Consider the following 15,968-nt stretch of genomic DNA (forward strand, 5'->3'; position numbering starts at 1 on the left):
TTAATAAGTTTATGCGTTTGATTGTGCTGCCGCGTCTTCACTGCCAGCTTGTTTGTATTGGGCCAGCGTGTGGCGGTTAATGCCGTAGCGCCAAATGAACACAAGCGCTAGTGCAATAATGATGGGGCCACCCAGGAATGAGAAGTTGGCAATGGCGCGCGCCGTTTCCGGTGCCTGGGTAGTAACGCCTTCAGCGTAGCCCAGCCACTCCAGTGTGAAGCCGCTGATTAAAATGCCCACAGAGGTGGCGGCTTTAATTACGAAGCTGAAAATGGCCGAGTAGCTGCCGTCTTTCAGTTCCCCGGTTTTGTGGAAGTTCACTTCCGAGGCATCGGCAATCATTGAAATGGTGAGGGGAATAATTATCCCGCAACCAAGCCAGAACAGCGCTTGGGGCAGCGCAAAGAGTACGGTAGTGTACCACTCGCCCATGTCTGCCACAGCGGCGCGCAGCGCAGACTGGCCAAAGGTGGCAAACATAACCACGCCCATCGCCAAAGAAAATAAAGTCGCGCCGGTGCAGATGCTGCGTTTTTCAAAGTGTTTCACCAGCCACACAATCAGCAGCGAGCCCAGGGTAAAGCCCACCATGGTTGAGCTGTGCACCACGGTTTTTTGAAAGGCCGAAAGCTGCATATAGTCGATAAAGGTGTAAATCTGCATTTGTGCGGTTAAGCCAATACCGATTTGGGCAACAAAGTAGAAAAGAAAAACCTTGTTAGCCTGCGGATCCCGGAATATCTGCACAATGCTTTGAAAAAACGCCTTAAGGCCTGCGTTTGCCGACTTCATTGCCCGCGAGTCTACAATGTAGTGGCGGGTTAAATAGCAGCACAAGAGGGTGAGGCACAGGGTGGCAATGGCGATGGTGAGGCCCATGGTTTCGTAGTTGGCCACTATGTTGGTGCCATCAAGCCTTGAACCATCGGGGTTCACCCCGTCTTTGAAAAACAGCGTCCAGGCCATGGCGCCAAAGGTAAAGTTAATGGCCATGTTCACCACGTAGCGAACCGACTGCAGGCTTGCGCGCGATTCATAGTTGGTACAGATTTCAAACCCAAGGGCGGTAAAGGGAATCACAAAAATGGTGACGGCGGTGCGCAATAAAATGTTTACCAGCAGCAGGTAGGTAAATAGCAAGCCATGGTCGCCCAACACAGAGTCGGGCACAAACCATACGAAATACAGCGACAGCGCCACCAATATGCCACCAATTAATAAATAGGGGTGGCGGCGGCCATAGCGGCTTTTGGTGTTGTCTGTTACGTGGCCCATGATCGGGTCGGTAATGGCATCCCACAGGGTGGTAATGCTCAGTGCCAGTGCGGCCATGGTGGCGGGCAGGCCCAGTGCCTGGGTGTAAAACACCATGGCGAAGTTGCCAATTGTGAGTAGTGGAATGGCGGTGCCGCCTTCTCCCAACGCGTAGTACCACATGTCGCGGCGGGGCGCGCGCGTTGGGGTTGTTACTTCTGATGCTTGCATGGTGATTCTGTGCTCTCGTTATTGAATCGGTGTTTTGTTGTTGGGTCTTTAAGGTTTTACTTGGCGATAACCGTGCAGGCCGTAGTAGATTACGTACAGGTAACAGGCCAAGGGCACAATGAGTGACATTTCCATATTCACAAGATCTGCAACCAGCCCCATAAGTGGCGGCACAAGGGCCGCGCCGAGAATGGCCATAATTAACATGGAAGACCCTTGGCTGGTGAAGCGGCCAAGATTATTGATGGCCAGCGTAAATACGTTTGACCACATAATGGAATTAAACAGGCCCACTGCCACAACACACCACATGGCAACCTGCGCGCCCATGAGCATAGCGATGGCAAGCAGCAGCACAATGACACTGGCAAAGGCCATGAGCGTGCGATTGGGGCTGAATTTGCAAGCAAACATCAGTGCAATGTTAATACCAATAAAGCCTGCCCAAATACTTGCGGCTACCCAGTCAACCAAAATACCGCAAATGCCAAAGGCCAGTAGCCACACCAGCGCAAACAGGGCCACCAATGTGCCGCGCTTTAAGCCATCCGAAAAGGCAATGGCACCGAGAAACCGGCCGACCATGAGCCCTGCCCAGTAAAGTGACAGGTAAACACTGGCTTCAAGTTCGCCAAGCCCTGCAATTTCAGGTAGGCCAAGGTATTTAATGAGGATGCTGCCCAGTGCAACTTCTGCGCCCACATACATAAAAATGCATACGGCTCCCAAAGTAAGGTGCCGGAATTGCCAAACATTGCCTTGGGTGTTGTGTTTAAGGCTGACATCTTCAAAGGCGGGCAATTTGATAACTTTAAAAAATACCGCCATCAGCAGCAGTGTGGCGGCCATGAAAGTATAAGGTGGCGCAACGCTGTTGACGTCGGCACTGAGGCCTGAGTGGCTGAATATGAGAATGCCGCCAATTATCGGGGCGAGGGTTGTACCGAGTGAATTAAGCGCCTGCGATAAGTTGAGCCGCCCAGAGGCTGTTTCGGGGCGGCCCAGAATAGATACATAGGGGTTGGCTGCAATTTGCAGAATGGCCATGCCACCGGCCAGTACAAACAATGCAAATAAAAATAATCCGTAGCTGGCCAGGCTTGCCGCCGGCCTAAACAACAGGCAACCGGCAGCCATCACAAAAAGCCCAAGGCTCAAGCCATTTTGGTAGCCAATGATGTTAAGCAAGTCTTTGCCTTTTTGGGCAAAGAGAAAGTACACCAGAGATACCACAAAATAGGCGATAAAAAATGCAAACTGCACCAACATGGCCTGGGTGTTGCTCAGAGTAAAAACATCTTGCAGGTGGGGAATTAAAATATCGTTCAGCGCGGTGATAAACCCCCACAGGAAAAACAAAATGGTGAGAAAGCACAGCGGCAGCAAGTAGCGGTTGCCTTCTGCGAGGGCGCCGGGTGCCGGGTTTTCTGCATCTGTATTGAGGGAGTTGATGGTCATGGCGGTGTGCTCGTTATGATTGTGGATTGCGCTACAGCAATATGAGTTTTACAAGCGCTGCGCTTGCTTTAAGGCAAGTTGGGCAACACCAATGGCTGCGTAATCGCCAATGGTTTCCCCCAACGCTGCGGGCACTATTTCACACGCGGCTGCGGCGCCGGGCAGTGCTTCGCGGGCGATCACTGCCTGCGCGGCCGGAGCAATCAGCGATTCACAGCGGGCGAAAACGCTGCCAATAATGATGCGCTGGGGGTTAAGCAGATCTATCACTATGCTGAGCCCTTGGCCCAAGCGGCGGCCGGATTCTGCAAACACACTTTGGGCCAATGCGTCGCCGTTGGCGGCATGGTGAGCCAGGTGTTTGGTGGTAAGTTCAGCTAATTCTTTTTCTGTGCGGCACCAGGTAGGCGCCTGATTTTTCTGCCAGGCAGCCTTTACCGCTGCCTGGCCAAGCAGGCGAATGCCAGCGCCGCTACAAAAGCCTTCAAACGATCCGTGTTTACCAAAGGCCAAAGGGCCTTCCTCTGCCAGCCGAATATGGCCTAGCTCGCCGGCCAGATCATTGGTGCCGCTATAGAGTTCCCCATTGAGAATGAGGCCCGCGCCTAAACCGGTACCAAAGGTTAAAAACACCATGTTGCGCGTGCCGCGGCCTGCGCCAAAACGCCACTCGGCCAAGGCGCCTGCATTGGCATCGTTTTGCAGTGCCGCCGGCACGCCGAAGGTGCGGCTAAAAAAGTCGGTAATGGGTACTTCATCCCAGCCTGGCAAATTGGGGGGCGAGAGAATCAGCCCTCTTTGGCTGTCGAGCGGGCCACCACAGCTGATTCCGATGGCGAGCAGTTCGGCTAAATGGCTTGGCGAAAAGCGTTCGCGTGCCAGTGCCGCTAATTGCCTTAGGGTTTCTAGCGGTGGCTGATGTGTATTGGTGGGCAGGGCTTCCCGGCGCAGTAGTTGGCCTTCTGCCGAGGCCAGCACCAGGGCGCACTTGGTGCCGCCAATATCCACGCCCAGCAGGAAACCGCCCATACATTGTTGCTCTATCAGGTGTTGTTTATTCGTTATTTGCGGGGCGGGTTACACCCCGTTTCTGATCGAATTAGATTACTATTGATTGTTTATGCTTGCAATCATTGATGAGTGCTTAATTCGAACAGCGAGAGGCTGTGTGCAGGCAGCTGCACTGCCTGGCCTGCGGGGTAGGTGTGCTCGCGCAGGGGCAGCGGCCCTTGTGCCCAAACAGGGCCACGGCCTTGGTAGTGAACTGTTGTTGCAGCAGGTGCATCTTCTACTGCGGGGTATACCCACTGGCTCGCCGGGCCGTTACCGGCTGGAAGTTGCAAGGTGAGCGGGTGCTCACTTCTGTTGATGATCCAGTATGATTGCCCGGCCTTGCCCGTGAGTGCTGCGCCATAGAGTGCGGCCTGGTTGGCGTCGCCCTCAATGGCTACGCCGAGCGCCGGGTTGTTGGCAAAGTGCAGCGGGTGCATCTGTTCATAGCGCAACGCGAGGCTTGTGAGGTGGGCGTATAGCTGCCCCATTTTGGTGATGGTGCCCGAGTGGGTATCAATGGGGTGGCCAAGGCCCCAGCCGTGATCCAGGTTGCCAATGCTGTGGTGGTTTAATACCTCTATGGCGTCTGGATTGTTCATTCCGTTGATAATGAAACTTGCCTGGTAAATGGCATTCCAGCCGGTGTCGCGGGTAGCCAACATCCACTCGGCCGACTCGCCCGTGCCATGAAACTGTTTGTAATAGGCGATCACATTGTATTCGGTGATCCACATGGGGTAGTTGCCGAAACGTTTTTTGATCAAGCCGGCGGCCCGGTCCAGGGTGGCCGTAGGGTAGGCCAGAAACGCTTTGCCGCGCGCGGCGTCTGTTGTGTAAGGGTCGAGCTTTTGCCGCTTCATTACATAGTGGTGCAAAATCAAGGCATCAAAATGCGGCCTGAACTCAGGGCGCATGATGTGCGTATTCCAGTTCACCATGGCTGGCGAGTCGTCTTGGTGATCAGTTTCAAACAGGTCGTCTTCGCGGGTCACAATGCCAATGCGTGCCTGTGGGTAGAGTGCCCGGATTTGCGGGCTGAGCTTGGCTACGCGCTTGGCGTAATTCAGCCCCCGTTCGGCTTCGCCGAATTCCTCGCCCCAGAAATAGGTTTCGTTATCCATTTCCACGTAGCGAATGTCGGCACCGGCGGCCTTGAGTTTTTGCAGCGCGGCTAATTGCTCGTCTTCACGGGTGGTGAGGTTAAGCATCCATTGAATTTCCGCATTGATGGCCTGGCCAAACTCCAGAAACTTTACCGGCCCCAGGGCACCCTCTGGCATGTTGCGGGTATCTTCAACCAGCTCCAGCATCCAGTTGAATGCACCCGCAGGCCAGATGGCGGTGATTTCCTGCTCGGGAATAAAATGCCCGCGGTGCCAATCCCAAAATGATGCCGGGCTGCCGGAGGGGTAGCGAATACCCTGCGCGTTCAGCGCCCGCAACATGGCCCGGTAGGCAGGGCTTGCCGCCGGATCATCGCTTGTTTCATGCACGCCATTTACGCCAAAAAGGCGTGGATTAATTGGGCTACCTGCGCCGAGGCTGGCCGATAGGGCTGTGGTTTGATTAACGCTTTGTGCAATTGATGTTTGCGCGGGCTCTGTATTGTCTGTACAGGCCCAAAGTGCGAGCAGACTAAAAATTGCGATGATGATGTAGATTTCGAGCTTTTGTTTTTTCATTTTATTATTTTTTTTAATCTGTTTTTTAATTTGATTAGCGCCGAAAATCCGACACTATTGGCCCGGGTTAAAGGGCCAGTTTCAACAGTGCTGGCCGCTCTGCTTGCAGCTTTAATATAAGTTCGCCAAACAACGTATTGGCCCAGGCAAACCAGTCGCGCGAGTATTGGCTGGGGTCGTCTTTGTCGAACCCCTCGTGCATCAAGCCTGTGTTGGCATCGGTTGTACACAGCCACTGCAGGCACTGGGTAATTTCTTCGTCACTTTGGCTGGTCATGGCGCGCAAGATTATGCCCATGGGCCAGATGCGGTGTTTGCCAGTGTGCGGGCTGCCCTGGCCCTCTGCGGCGGTGCCGCGCAAGTAGTAGGGGTTGTTGTCGCTCAATAAAAATGCGCGGGTATTTTGGTAAACCGGGCTTTGTGCAAAGGCAGGGTTTAAGTAGGCCAGCGACATCAGCGAGGGCACGTTGGCGTCGTCCATAAATAGCGCGTTGCCAAAGCCGTCTACTTCATAGGCGTAAATTTTGCCAAAGCCTTCGTGCTCTTTAATGGCGCAGGCTTTAATGGCGGCGTCTACCTGCGTGGCCATTTTGTCACAGCGGCGTGCAAAGTCCTGGTCGTTAAAAATCTGGCTGGCCATTTCACTGAGCTGGCGCAAACTGATTACCGCAAAAATGTTGCTGGGAATCAAAAACGGGAAGAGGGTGGCATCGTCTGATGGGCGAAAGGCGCTGGCGATAAGCCCGTTGGGTTTTACGGGCCGCCCGGTGCCCTCAAATACCGGGGCATCTATCATGCGCGGTGAGCTGCGTACAAACCGGTAGTCGGATTCGCCCGACCAGCGCTGCTCGGCTTCAAAGGTATCCACTGCGGCTATCATGGCGGTGCGCCAGCGCACATCGAAGGGGCTGTTGTTACCCGTGGCTTTCCAGTAGTGGTAGCCCAGGCGTACGGCGTAGCATAGAGAATCGATTTCCCATTTGCGTTCGTGAATGCCGGGCTCTGGTGTGGGTTCATCAGAGGCCCATTTCGATGGCCTGCTCAAATCTTTGTAAAAGGCGTTGGCGTAAGGGTCTTTAAGTATGCAGGTGGTTTGGCGGTTGATGAGCCCTTGAATCAGTAAGTCAATTTTTTCATCGTTGTGCACAAAGGGCAGGTAGGGCCACACCTGTGCCGTGCTGTCGCGCAGCCACATGGCGTCTATGTCGCCGGTAATGATGAAGGTGTCTGGCCGGTTGTTGATGAATTCGAAATCGACGGTGGTATCAAGGGTGTTGGGGAAGCAGTTAACAAACAGCTGCTTGAGTTTGGGCGATTCTATTTCTTTAGCCACCTTGTGTAGCGTATCTTCCACGGCCTGGCTGTGATAGGTGCGGGCCTTTACAGGTGGGCGTTTTAGGCTGAGTGTGGGTGCGGGGCTGGCTGCGCGCAACGGGGTGGCTGCCAGGGCTGTGCCCATGGCGGCAAGGTTCAAAAAGTGGCGGCGCTTAATCATGGTGGCTCCTGTATTTTATTATTTTTGCTTTTTGCTTTTTGCTTTTTGCTTTTTGTAAGGTTTGTGGGTTTGCGCTTAAGGCTTGGAGTGGCCCAGTAGCCATTGGTAGAAATCTCCGCCAGCGTAAACGCGGCGCCACACATCGTGCGCCATGTCTTCATGCACGGTGAACCGTGTGGCGTGCGGGTTGGCGTCGCGCAAAATGTTCAGGCCCGGGTAGAAGTGCTCAATGGGGATCACCGGGTCTAGCCCGCCTGCAAAACACCACACCGGCAAGCCGGCCTGTGCGATGGGGCCCATGAGCGACGGGTGGCCCCAACCGGCAACGGGGGCTGCGGCGGCAAAAAGTTCGGGGTGTTGGCTGGCCATAAACCAGGTGCCAAAGCCGCCATAGCTCAGGCCTGTAATGTAGGTGCGCTTTTGATCACCAGAGAGGTGTTCATGGGCGTGCTTGAGCATTGCCAGTAAGTCGGCTTCAACGGTTTCCCAGCCTTTCGGTAGCAGTGCGGGCCTGTTTGCCATGTGGGCAGTGGCTTGTTTACCCGTCATGGGCGTGGCGGGCGTATTGTGTGGCACGCGCGCGGGCACGCCTACTGCGCGCCGCTGCGGTACATCTTCTATACGCCGTTCGTTGAAATAGGCGTTGGTTTCAGGGAAGTCATAAAGTGGCAGTTGTGGGCTGATAATAATAAAAGGCAGGTCGCGTTTTTGAACCCAGGCTTCGTAGATTGGGCCGTGGGTTAATACAAAGTCCAGGTCCTTCTTGCCATCACCGCGCTCACCGTTGCCGTGCAAAAACAACAGCACTGGCCAGCGTTGATTGGCATCGCGCCCATAATTTTGGGGCAAGTACACAAAGTATTCGCGCTCGCTACCATCCTGTGTGCTGATGTAAGCCTGCCGCTTGAGCTGGGCGGGCAAGGTGTCAACACTTGCAGCATTCGTGGGTTTGGTCTCGTGTGTGAGGCTTGTACAGCCAAGTACCAAAAGGCTTGCCGCACTTAAACCGAGTATATATTTGCCAAGGCTGATCATGTGGGCTCCGGGGTGGGGCGCTGCAATTTTTGAACGCTCAAGCGCCACAAATTTTTGTAGCTTTTCAGATTGCTGAAAGTGGCGGGCTCGCAGCGAATGAGGGCGCTGTTGGGTAGCTGGTTATCCCGCGCCAGCATGGCGCAACCGGTGACGGTGCCGGTGTCGTCTTCCGATAATAAAATGGGCTGTGGCGCACGCAGCTGGGCCAGCAGTTTGCACAGCAGCGTGTTTTTCAAAAATGCGCCTTCAATAATGATGTCGCCCTGGCTTTGCAGGGCATCCAGCTGGTAGTCGAGCATGAGTGCACAATAAAGTGATGCCAGGCAATTACCGCTGCCTGCGGCAAGCTCGCCTTGAATGCGCCCGCGATGTTGGGTAAACGGGCCGCCGGCCTCGGCAAACGCAGGCAGCGCCAATGTGTTGCTGGCCAGCAATTGTTGCATGCGCTGATCTACTTCTTCGGGTTCGCTGTTTTGTGCAAGCGGTGCATGGGTGAGCTTGCAGATGGCCTCGTATTCGCGCCCGCCCATAAAGCGCGCGCAGGCCACGGGCGTGCCGTTTACATCAACGTTGGCCAGCATGTCGTGTGATTCAATCAGCGAATCGGGCGGCGTGGCCGCCGACATCACAATAGACCAGGTGCCCGTTGAAATAACCGTAAAGGGCGCGCCGCCGGCCCCGGCCTTGTGGCGCCAGTAGCTCGCATTGCTGTCGTGAATGCCTGCGAAAACTTTGCACTCAGGTTTAAGCCCGGCGCTTTGGCAAACCTCTGCCAAAGGTTGGGCAAAATGTTGCGCGCTCTTTACCGGCGGCAGCTTGGCTGCCCAGCCAAGGCGCTTCACCATGGGGGCGAAGGTGCGGGCCTGGGGTTGCCATAAATCCGTGTGGCAACCCAGAGAAGTTACCTCTGAACAGCACTCACCTGTCAGGCGCCAAAACCAGTATTGCGGGTACATCAGCAGTGCGTCGGCGCGTTCAAATTCCTGTGGAAACTGCTTTGCCAGCCAGTGCAGTTGGCGGCCAAGGTTCAGGCCCGCGGGCAGGCTGGGGGAGTGGGTAAGGGCAAAAGGGTCGCGCGTTTGCTGGTAGTGCTCTTCAATGTGGGGCTCGTCTGTAAGGCCTGTGAACTCGTAATCCAGCACTGGCAACGCCAGGCGCCCGGTGCGTGTGTCTACACAGGCCGCGGTGGCGCCGTGGGTAGTAATGTTGAGCGAATCAATGGGGTAGAGCTCATTGAGTTCAAGGGCCTGCTCGCAAAACCATTGCCAGATGCCGTCGGTATCTGCGTGCGGGTAGAGCCCCTGGCTGATTACCCGGTTTTTGGTTTCGCGGGCGGCAAGTGTTGCAAGGCCGGGGCTGACGACGCACAGCTTCACGTGCGTTTTGCCGATATCGAAAACCAGTGTGTTGGCCATGTAGGCTTCTTCCTTATTCTTAACCGCCCTGCAAGCTACCATCATTAACCCTACAAAACAATCATCTTTGATTGGTTATGCTTGGCTATGATTTTACGCGCCTTGATTGCAGTAGTTTATCCATTTAAAAAACAGGGGCTTAAAGGGCTTACGAGGAATTGTTTGTTTTGACAAATAATCATTATAAATCATTTGCGCTCATAAATTATCAGTGACATAATGATTTGACCTTGTACATAAATATCAATAACTAATTCAGAGTCCGCTATGAATCAGCCTCTCCAGAGCCTGTGGGATGACGCCCTGGCCGCCACCCTTTCCGAACCTGAAAAGCTGCGTTATCGCTCCAATCTTTTGGGGTCTGATTTGCGCATTACTAATTACGGTGGCGGTAATACCTCCGCAAAAATCGAGATGGAAGATCCGCTCACCGGCGAGCAAACCCTCGTTTTGTGGGTAAAAGGCTCCGGCGGCGACCTTGGGTCTATCGCGTTGGACGGCTTTTCCACCCTGTATATGGATAAGCTTGAAATGCTCAAGCAGAAGTACCGCGGCCTTGAGCATGAAGATGAGATGGTAGCCTACCTGTCTCACTGCACCTTTAACCTGAACCCGCGCGCGGCCAGTATTGACACCCCGCTGCACGCCTATATTCCGCACCCGCATGTGGATCACATGCACCCGGATGCCGCCATTGCCATCGCCTGCACCAAAGACAGCCGCGCGCTTACCGAAACCATTTTCGGTGGCGACATGGGCTGGCTGCCATGGCAGCGGCCCGGTTACGATCTGGGCCTGAAGCTTGAAGCCATGGCCAAATCGTCGCCGCACTTGAAGGGCATTGTGCTGGAAGGCCACGGTATTTTTACCTGGGGTGATAGCGCCAAAAGCTGTTACCTGAACACCCTTGAGATTATTCAAAAGGCCGCCGATTGGCTGGCAGAAAATAACACCCAACCCGCCTTTGGTGGCGCGCGCATCGCACAAGGTTTGGATGCGGGCGCCCGCGAACGTGTGGCCTCACATTTGATGCCGTTAGTGCGGGGCAAAATCACCCTGGATCAACCCAAGGTGGGCCACTTTAATGACAGTGACGCCGTGCTGCAGTTTGTTAATTCCAAAAATTTGCAGCCGCTGGCGGATTTGGGCACCTCTTGCCCGGATCACTTCCTGCGCACCAAAATCAAACCGCTGGTGTTGGATTTCAACCCGCAAGCCGAAGACCTAGAGGCCGAGCTTGCCCGTTGTGCAGCCAACCTCGATGGCCTGCTGGATGACTACCGCGCTTACTACAAAGCCTATTACGAGCGCTGCAAGCGCGATAACAGCCCCGCCATGCGCGACCCGAACGCTGTTATTTATTTGGTGCCGGGCGTTGGTATGTTCAGCTTTGCCAAAGATAAATCCACCGCGCGCATTGCCTCTGAGTTCTACATCAACGCCATTAATGTAATGCGCGAAGCCAGCGGTGTAAGCGAATACGTGGGCCTGGATGAGCAAGAAGCGTTTGATATCGAATATTGGTTGCTTGAAGAAGCGAAACTGCAGCGCATGCCCAAGCCAAAAAGTTTGGCGGGCAAAGTGGCTTTTATTACCGGCGGTGCCGGCGGTATTGGCCGCGCCACGGCCGAGCGTTTGCTGAGCGAAGGCGCCTGCACCATGCTCGCAGATATCGACGCCGAAGCTCTGGCAGGTGCTGAGCTCGAACTGGCTGAAAAATTCGGCAAAGATCGCGTGGCCTCTGTGCGCTGTGATGTAACCGATGAAGCCGGTGTTGCTGGCGCGTTTGCGGCCGCGGCGCGCGCCTTTGGTGGTTTGGATATTCTGGTTTCCAATGCCGGTATCGCCAGTGCTGCCCCCATTGAGGAAACCACGCTCGCGCTGTGGAATCGCAACATAGACATTCTGGCAACCGGATATTTCCTGGTGGCGCGCGAAGGTTTTAAAATTCTGAAGCAGCAAAACATTGGTGGCGCCATGGTGTTTGTGGCCAGTAAAAATGGCCTGGTGGCATCGCCTAATGCTTCCGCCTATTGCACTGCCAAAGCCGCTGAAGTGCAGCTGGCCCGTTGCCTGGCCCTTGAGGGCGCCCCCATTGGTGTGCGCTGCAACGTGGTGAACCCCGATGCCGTGCTGCGCGGCTCGAAGATTTGGTCTGGCCAATGGAAGAAAGAGCGCGCCGATGCCTACAATATGAACGAAGAGCAACTGGAAGAGCACTATCGCCAGCGCAGCCTGCTCAAGCGCAATGTATTCCCTGAAGACATTGCCGAGGCCGTGTACTTCTTGAGTGCCGACGTATCTGCCAAGTCTACCGGCAACATCATTAACGTGGACGCGGGTCACGCGCCATCGTTCACGCGCTAACAGGATTTCGTCATGACAGAGCTAAGAATTAATGCCGATCTGGTGGCCGAGCACAACCAGGCCCAAATTGCCCACGTGCAAGAAGATTACGATGCGCTGGCCAACCAGCTGGCGCGACGCGACATAGACATCAATGCCATCACCGAGCAGGCCATGGCCTTTGAAGTGGCTGTGCCCTCTTGGGGAACCGGCACCGGCGGCACGCGATTCGCGCGTTTTCCGGGCTTGGCCGAGCCGCGCAATATTTTTGAAAAGCTGCAAGATTGCGCGGTGATCAATCAGCTTACGCGCTGCACCCGTGAAGTTTCGCCGCATTTTCCGTGGGACAAAGTGGACGACTTCACCGAGCTGCGCCAGTATGCCGACAACCTGGGCCTGGGCTTTACCTGTGTAAACTCCAACACCTTTCAGGATCAGGCGGGCCAGGCGCATTCCTACAAATACGGCAGCTTGACCAACACGTCAAAGGCCGCACGCGAGCAGGCCATTGCCCACAATATCGAATGCATTCAGTGGGGCCAAACACTCGGCGCCAAGGCGTTAACTGTATGGGTTGGCGATGGTTCAAACCACCCGGGCCAGCAGCACTTCCAGCACGCTCTTGAGCGCTATCTGGATTCCATGCGCACCATTTACGCAGCCTTGCCGGACGATTGGCAGGTGTTTATCGAACACAAAATGTTTGAACCTGCGTTTTACTCCACCGTCATTCAAGATTGGGGCACCAATGTGTTGTGCGCCATGGAGCTGGGCGAGAAGGCCAAATCGCTGGTTGATTTGGGGCACCACGCGCCTAACGTCAATATTGAAATGATTGTGTCGCGTTTGATTCAGTTTAAAAAGCTGGCCGGTTTCCATTTTAACGACAGCAAATACGGCGACGACGATCTCGACAGTGGCTCGCTTCACCCCTACCAGCAGTTTTTGATTTTCAACGAACTGGTAGACGCCGAATACCGCAAACAAGAAGGCTTTGCGCCCTGCTACATGCTGGATCAATCGCACAACGTAACCGACCCTATCGAATCGTTGATGAACTCGGCAGAAGAAGTGCAGCGCTCTTATGTGAAAGCCTTGTTGGTAGATCGCAGTGCGCTTACTGCCGCACAAGATGGCAACGATGCACTGTTGGCATCACGCACATTGAAAACTGCCTTCAACACCGATGTGAACCCGATTCTTGCCATGGCGCGCTACCGCGCCCAGGGCGCGATAGACCCGGTGACCGCCTACCGCGCAGCCAACTATCGCACGCAAATTGCCGACCAGCGCCCCAGCAGTGGCGTGAGCGGCTCGGGTATTGTGTAAGTTTTATTCTCCATGTAAGTAAGTACTGTCATTGCACCGCTTAAGCCCCTACCGGGGCTTTTTTTATGACCGCCAGGGATGGCGGGAATGCCGGTATTGCAGGAGCAAATACCGGCGAGCCAGGGATGGCGGGAATGCCGGTATTGCACGACGGCATGGACGCCGGAGGTAGAGCAACGCAGGAGCAGTTGCCGAGGAGCAAATACCGGCGAGCCAGGGATGGCGGGAATGCCGGTATTGCACGACGGCATGGACGCCGGAATTAAACCCGTAGTTGCTAGCAGCGGCTGTTAGCGACACCTGGCCTTCAGATTCATCTAGCATCATTCGTAAAAGGGAGCGCCATGAAATACCTGATTGCCTTGTTCATTCTCTGGCTTCCGTTGTTGGGTCACGGTCAGGCGGCACGTGAACTTATTCCGGCCTATCTTGCAGACCTTTCGTCTTGGAAGCCCATGACGGCTATTACCTTTATGCCACAGGTCCGGCACGCGACGGCTTACAGATTCCTGTTTATCACTCGAAAGATGGCGAGCGCTGGCGCTATGTGAGTGGCGCTGTAGTACCTGCAGCCACGCCCGAGGCGTGGAACTACAAAAACTTTTGGGCACCGGAAGTGTATGCCTGGAATGGCCGCTACTACCTTTACTACACGGCGAGCCCGGGTACTACGCCTGCCAACGATGGCAACCGCGTTGGCCTAGCAATTGCTCACTCGCCTGCCGGGCCTTTTGTGGATCATGGGCCGGTAATTGCGCACGGCAGCCTTGATGGCTCAGTGATTGAGTTGCCCAATGGCGAGCGGTACATGTCTTACGCGCTTGAGTTGCGCAACGGCACCGGGCTAGGTGAGGGGGTGATTGTAATTGACCGCATGATCTCGCCCGCACAGATGGCGGGCAAACCCACTGTCATTTTAAATAAACACGGCTGGCAGGAAGCGCCCAACATTGTTCAGCGAGGCGATAAATTTTTTATGTTTTACGCACAGGGTGCCTGGCGTAAACCCGAATACAGCACCCGTGTTGCAGTTGCGTCTTCGCCTTTGGGCCCTTTTACCGAGCTGCCGGAAAGCCCGGTGCTGATAACCGGGCCTAATACCCAGGGCCCAGGGCACGGCCATTATTTGCGTACCCGGGCCGGGCGTGAGCTCTTTTACTATCACGCGTGGGATGCTGGCATGCAGCGCCGCTCGCCGAGGGTGGCCGAGGTGCAATGGTCGGCCGATGGCGTTCGCCTATTGCCGCAGCCCACAGCCCCCGATCCCTATTGCTGTCAGCTTGCGCGTGGGGCTGTGTTCACTGCTTCATACCCTGCATTGGCACGGTAGTACTCGGTATTGGCCCGCGATGCTTACGCGAGGCTCACCTGCCTGGCGTCTGTATGTTTTGGGGTGATCTCAGGCGGCCCTGCGAAAATGGCGGGCCAGGGCCGCGGTTAAGCACTTATTTTGGGCTGAGTGATCAAAAATAGGTCACATACTGCGGTTTAATGAGTTGATGTGATTGTTAATGCGCTCTATTCTTGCATTTGCAGTCAATAATAATCACTAACGATCGGCTCGGGTACTTGCCCGGCCATCTGCTATGCGAGACAACAATAATGTTTAAAAAGTTAATCAGCGCATTGTTATTGCTGGTGCCTTTGTGTGCTCAGGCCCAGTGGACATCCATCAACCCCGGCGCCGGCGGCCAAGTGCAGGATGTGGTGGCCGACCCCAATTAACGAACGGTTGATATTGGCATCGGATATGGAAGGTATCTACGAAACGCTCGACAATGGGTTGAGCTGGCACCCCAAAGGCGAGCTACACCAGAACCGCGTGTACGCGGTGGCTATCCCCAAGCAGCCTAGCAATCAGAAAATGTATGTGGGTACGCTGTTTGGTCTGGAAGTATCCAATGACGGTGGGGAGACTTTCCGTCTTGTGCCTACGGCCCAAAAGAAATCCATTGGCGCCATCGCCATTCACCCAACCAACAAAAATATTGTGCTCGCTGCAGTGGGTTGGCGTGACGACTACAACGTCAATAATGGCGTAGACGGGTTTTATAGCAAGTTCGGCCTGACTAAAGAGGGGGCTGTCACCTTGTTTAAATCAACCGATGCCGGTGAGACCTGGACAGAAATTCAAACGTCCGAGACCTACGGTGATCGCAATGTATTTGCTGTGAAGTTCAATCCGGCAAACGGCAGTGAAGTGTACCTAGCCTCTGATGCGGGTATTTTCAAGTCTGCCGACACGGGTGAAAGCTGGGTGCGGTTGCCGTCTCCGTCTGACAGCAATGGCCGGGCCAAAGGGGTGGATGTTTCGGCCGATGGCCAGGCAGTCTATGCCGTTTACCTGACCAATGCAGATATTAATAACAACCGGTTTCAAGGCAATAAGCTTGAAGCGGCAATCTATGTCTCAAGAACCTCCAGCATCGCCTGGCAAAACGTCACCGGCAGCCTTGAGAATTACAGCTTTTGGTTACCCGAGGTAGATCCTCGCTCCACCGGTGCCACGCACAAGTTGATTGTCTCTATGGACGCCGAACGCAAGGGTTTGTTCGAGGGCAAAGTAACATGGAATAGCAGCTACAACAGTGCCAGTCCAAGCTCGGTCAGCTAGCAGCAAGTGTGGACGGAATCCGATGTGGTTGATGGTTGGGACGTAGGTAAGCCCAA

Annotated in this window: 12 protein-coding genes; 5 read left to right on the forward strand and 7 right to left on the reverse strand. The window is 54.8% G+C overall.

Translation table 11 applies throughout. The annotated features are described in order from the left end of the window. Positions 1-9: 9 nt before the first annotated feature. The 7 genes from L1F30_RS02085 to L1F30_RS02115 form a co-directional block, all read right to left on the reverse strand. Complete coding sequence (locus L1F30_RS02085; RefSeq protein WP_253358757.1) at positions 10-1,485, reverse strand: MFS transporter; 1,476 nt, start codon at positions 1,483-1,485, stop codon at positions 10-12. A 48-nt stretch (positions 1,486-1,533) separates the two neighbouring features. After that, positions 1,534-2,943: a sugar MFS transporter gene (locus L1F30_RS02090; protein ID WP_253358759.1), complete on the reverse strand. Its 1,410-nt coding sequence runs from the start codon at positions 2,941-2,943 to the stop codon at positions 1,534-1,536. 48 nt (positions 2,944-2,991) lie between these two features. Beyond that, entirely contained in the window at positions 2,992-3,972 is a 981-nt protein-coding gene (locus L1F30_RS02095; protein WP_253358761.1) for an ROK family protein, read from the reverse strand. A gap of 101 nt (positions 3,973-4,073) precedes the next feature. After that, entirely contained in the window at positions 4,074-5,678 is a 1,605-nt protein-coding gene (locus tag L1F30_RS02100) for a hypothetical protein (RefSeq protein WP_253358763.1), read from the reverse strand. A 67-nt stretch (positions 5,679-5,745) separates the two neighbouring features. Then, complete coding sequence (locus L1F30_RS02105) at positions 5,746-7,173, reverse strand: glycoside hydrolase family 125 protein (protein ID WP_253358764.1); 1,428 nt, start codon at positions 7,171-7,173, stop codon at positions 5,746-5,748. Between the two features lie 75 nt (positions 7,174-7,248). After that, on the reverse strand, positions 7,249-8,208 hold the full coding sequence (locus tag L1F30_RS02110; RefSeq protein WP_253358765.1) for a prolyl oligopeptidase family serine peptidase: 960 nt from the start codon (positions 8,206-8,208) through the stop codon (positions 7,249-7,251). Next, entirely contained in the window at positions 8,205-9,623 is a 1,419-nt protein-coding gene (locus L1F30_RS02115) for an FGGY-family carbohydrate kinase (protein ID WP_253358773.1), read from the reverse strand. Before L1F30_RS02115 ends, L1F30_RS02110 begins: the two co-directional genes overlap by 4 nt. A gap of 267 nt (positions 9,624-9,890) precedes the next feature. Between L1F30_RS02115 and L1F30_RS02120 the strand changes: the two genes are divergently transcribed. The 5 genes from L1F30_RS02120 to L1F30_RS02135 all read left to right on the forward strand — a co-directional run bounded on the left by L1F30_RS02120 (position 9,891) and on the right by L1F30_RS02135 (position 15,912). Next, the gene (locus tag L1F30_RS02120) at positions 9,891-11,990 is read left to right on the forward strand and encodes a bifunctional rhamnulose-1-phosphate aldolase/short-chain dehydrogenase (RefSeq protein ID WP_253358775.1); all 2,100 of its coding nucleotides are present in this window, start codon (positions 9,891-9,893) and stop codon (positions 11,988-11,990) included. Between the two features lie 12 nt (positions 11,991-12,002). Beyond that, positions 12,003-13,298, forward strand: coding sequence for an L-rhamnose catabolism isomerase (gene rhaI / locus L1F30_RS02125; RefSeq protein WP_253358778.1), 1,296 nt, complete (start codon positions 12,003-12,005; stop codon positions 13,296-13,298). A gap of 445 nt (positions 13,299-13,743) precedes the next feature. Beyond that, positions 13,744-14,628: a family 43 glycosylhydrolase gene (locus L1F30_RS02130; protein WP_253358784.1), complete on the forward strand. Its 885-nt coding sequence runs from the start codon at positions 13,744-13,746 to the stop codon at positions 14,626-14,628. 272 nt (positions 14,629-14,900) lie between these two features. Further along, a complete protein-coding gene (locus tag L1F30_RS17525) occupies positions 14,901-15,023 on the forward strand; it encodes a hypothetical protein (protein WP_256476017.1) in 123 nt (40 codons plus the stop codon). Between the two features lie 25 nt (positions 15,024-15,048). Beyond that, positions 15,049-15,912 carry a hypothetical protein gene (locus L1F30_RS02135; RefSeq protein WP_253358786.1) on the forward strand — a complete coding sequence of 288 codons (864 nt, stop codon included), beginning with the start codon at positions 15,049-15,051 and terminating at the stop codon, positions 15,910-15,912. Positions 15,913-15,968: the final 56 nt, after the last annotated feature.

Source organism: Simiduia sp. 21SJ11W-1, assembly GCF_024138675.1.
In the GTDB taxonomy this organism is placed as follows: domain Bacteria; phylum Pseudomonadota; class Gammaproteobacteria; order Pseudomonadales; family Cellvibrionaceae; genus Simiduia.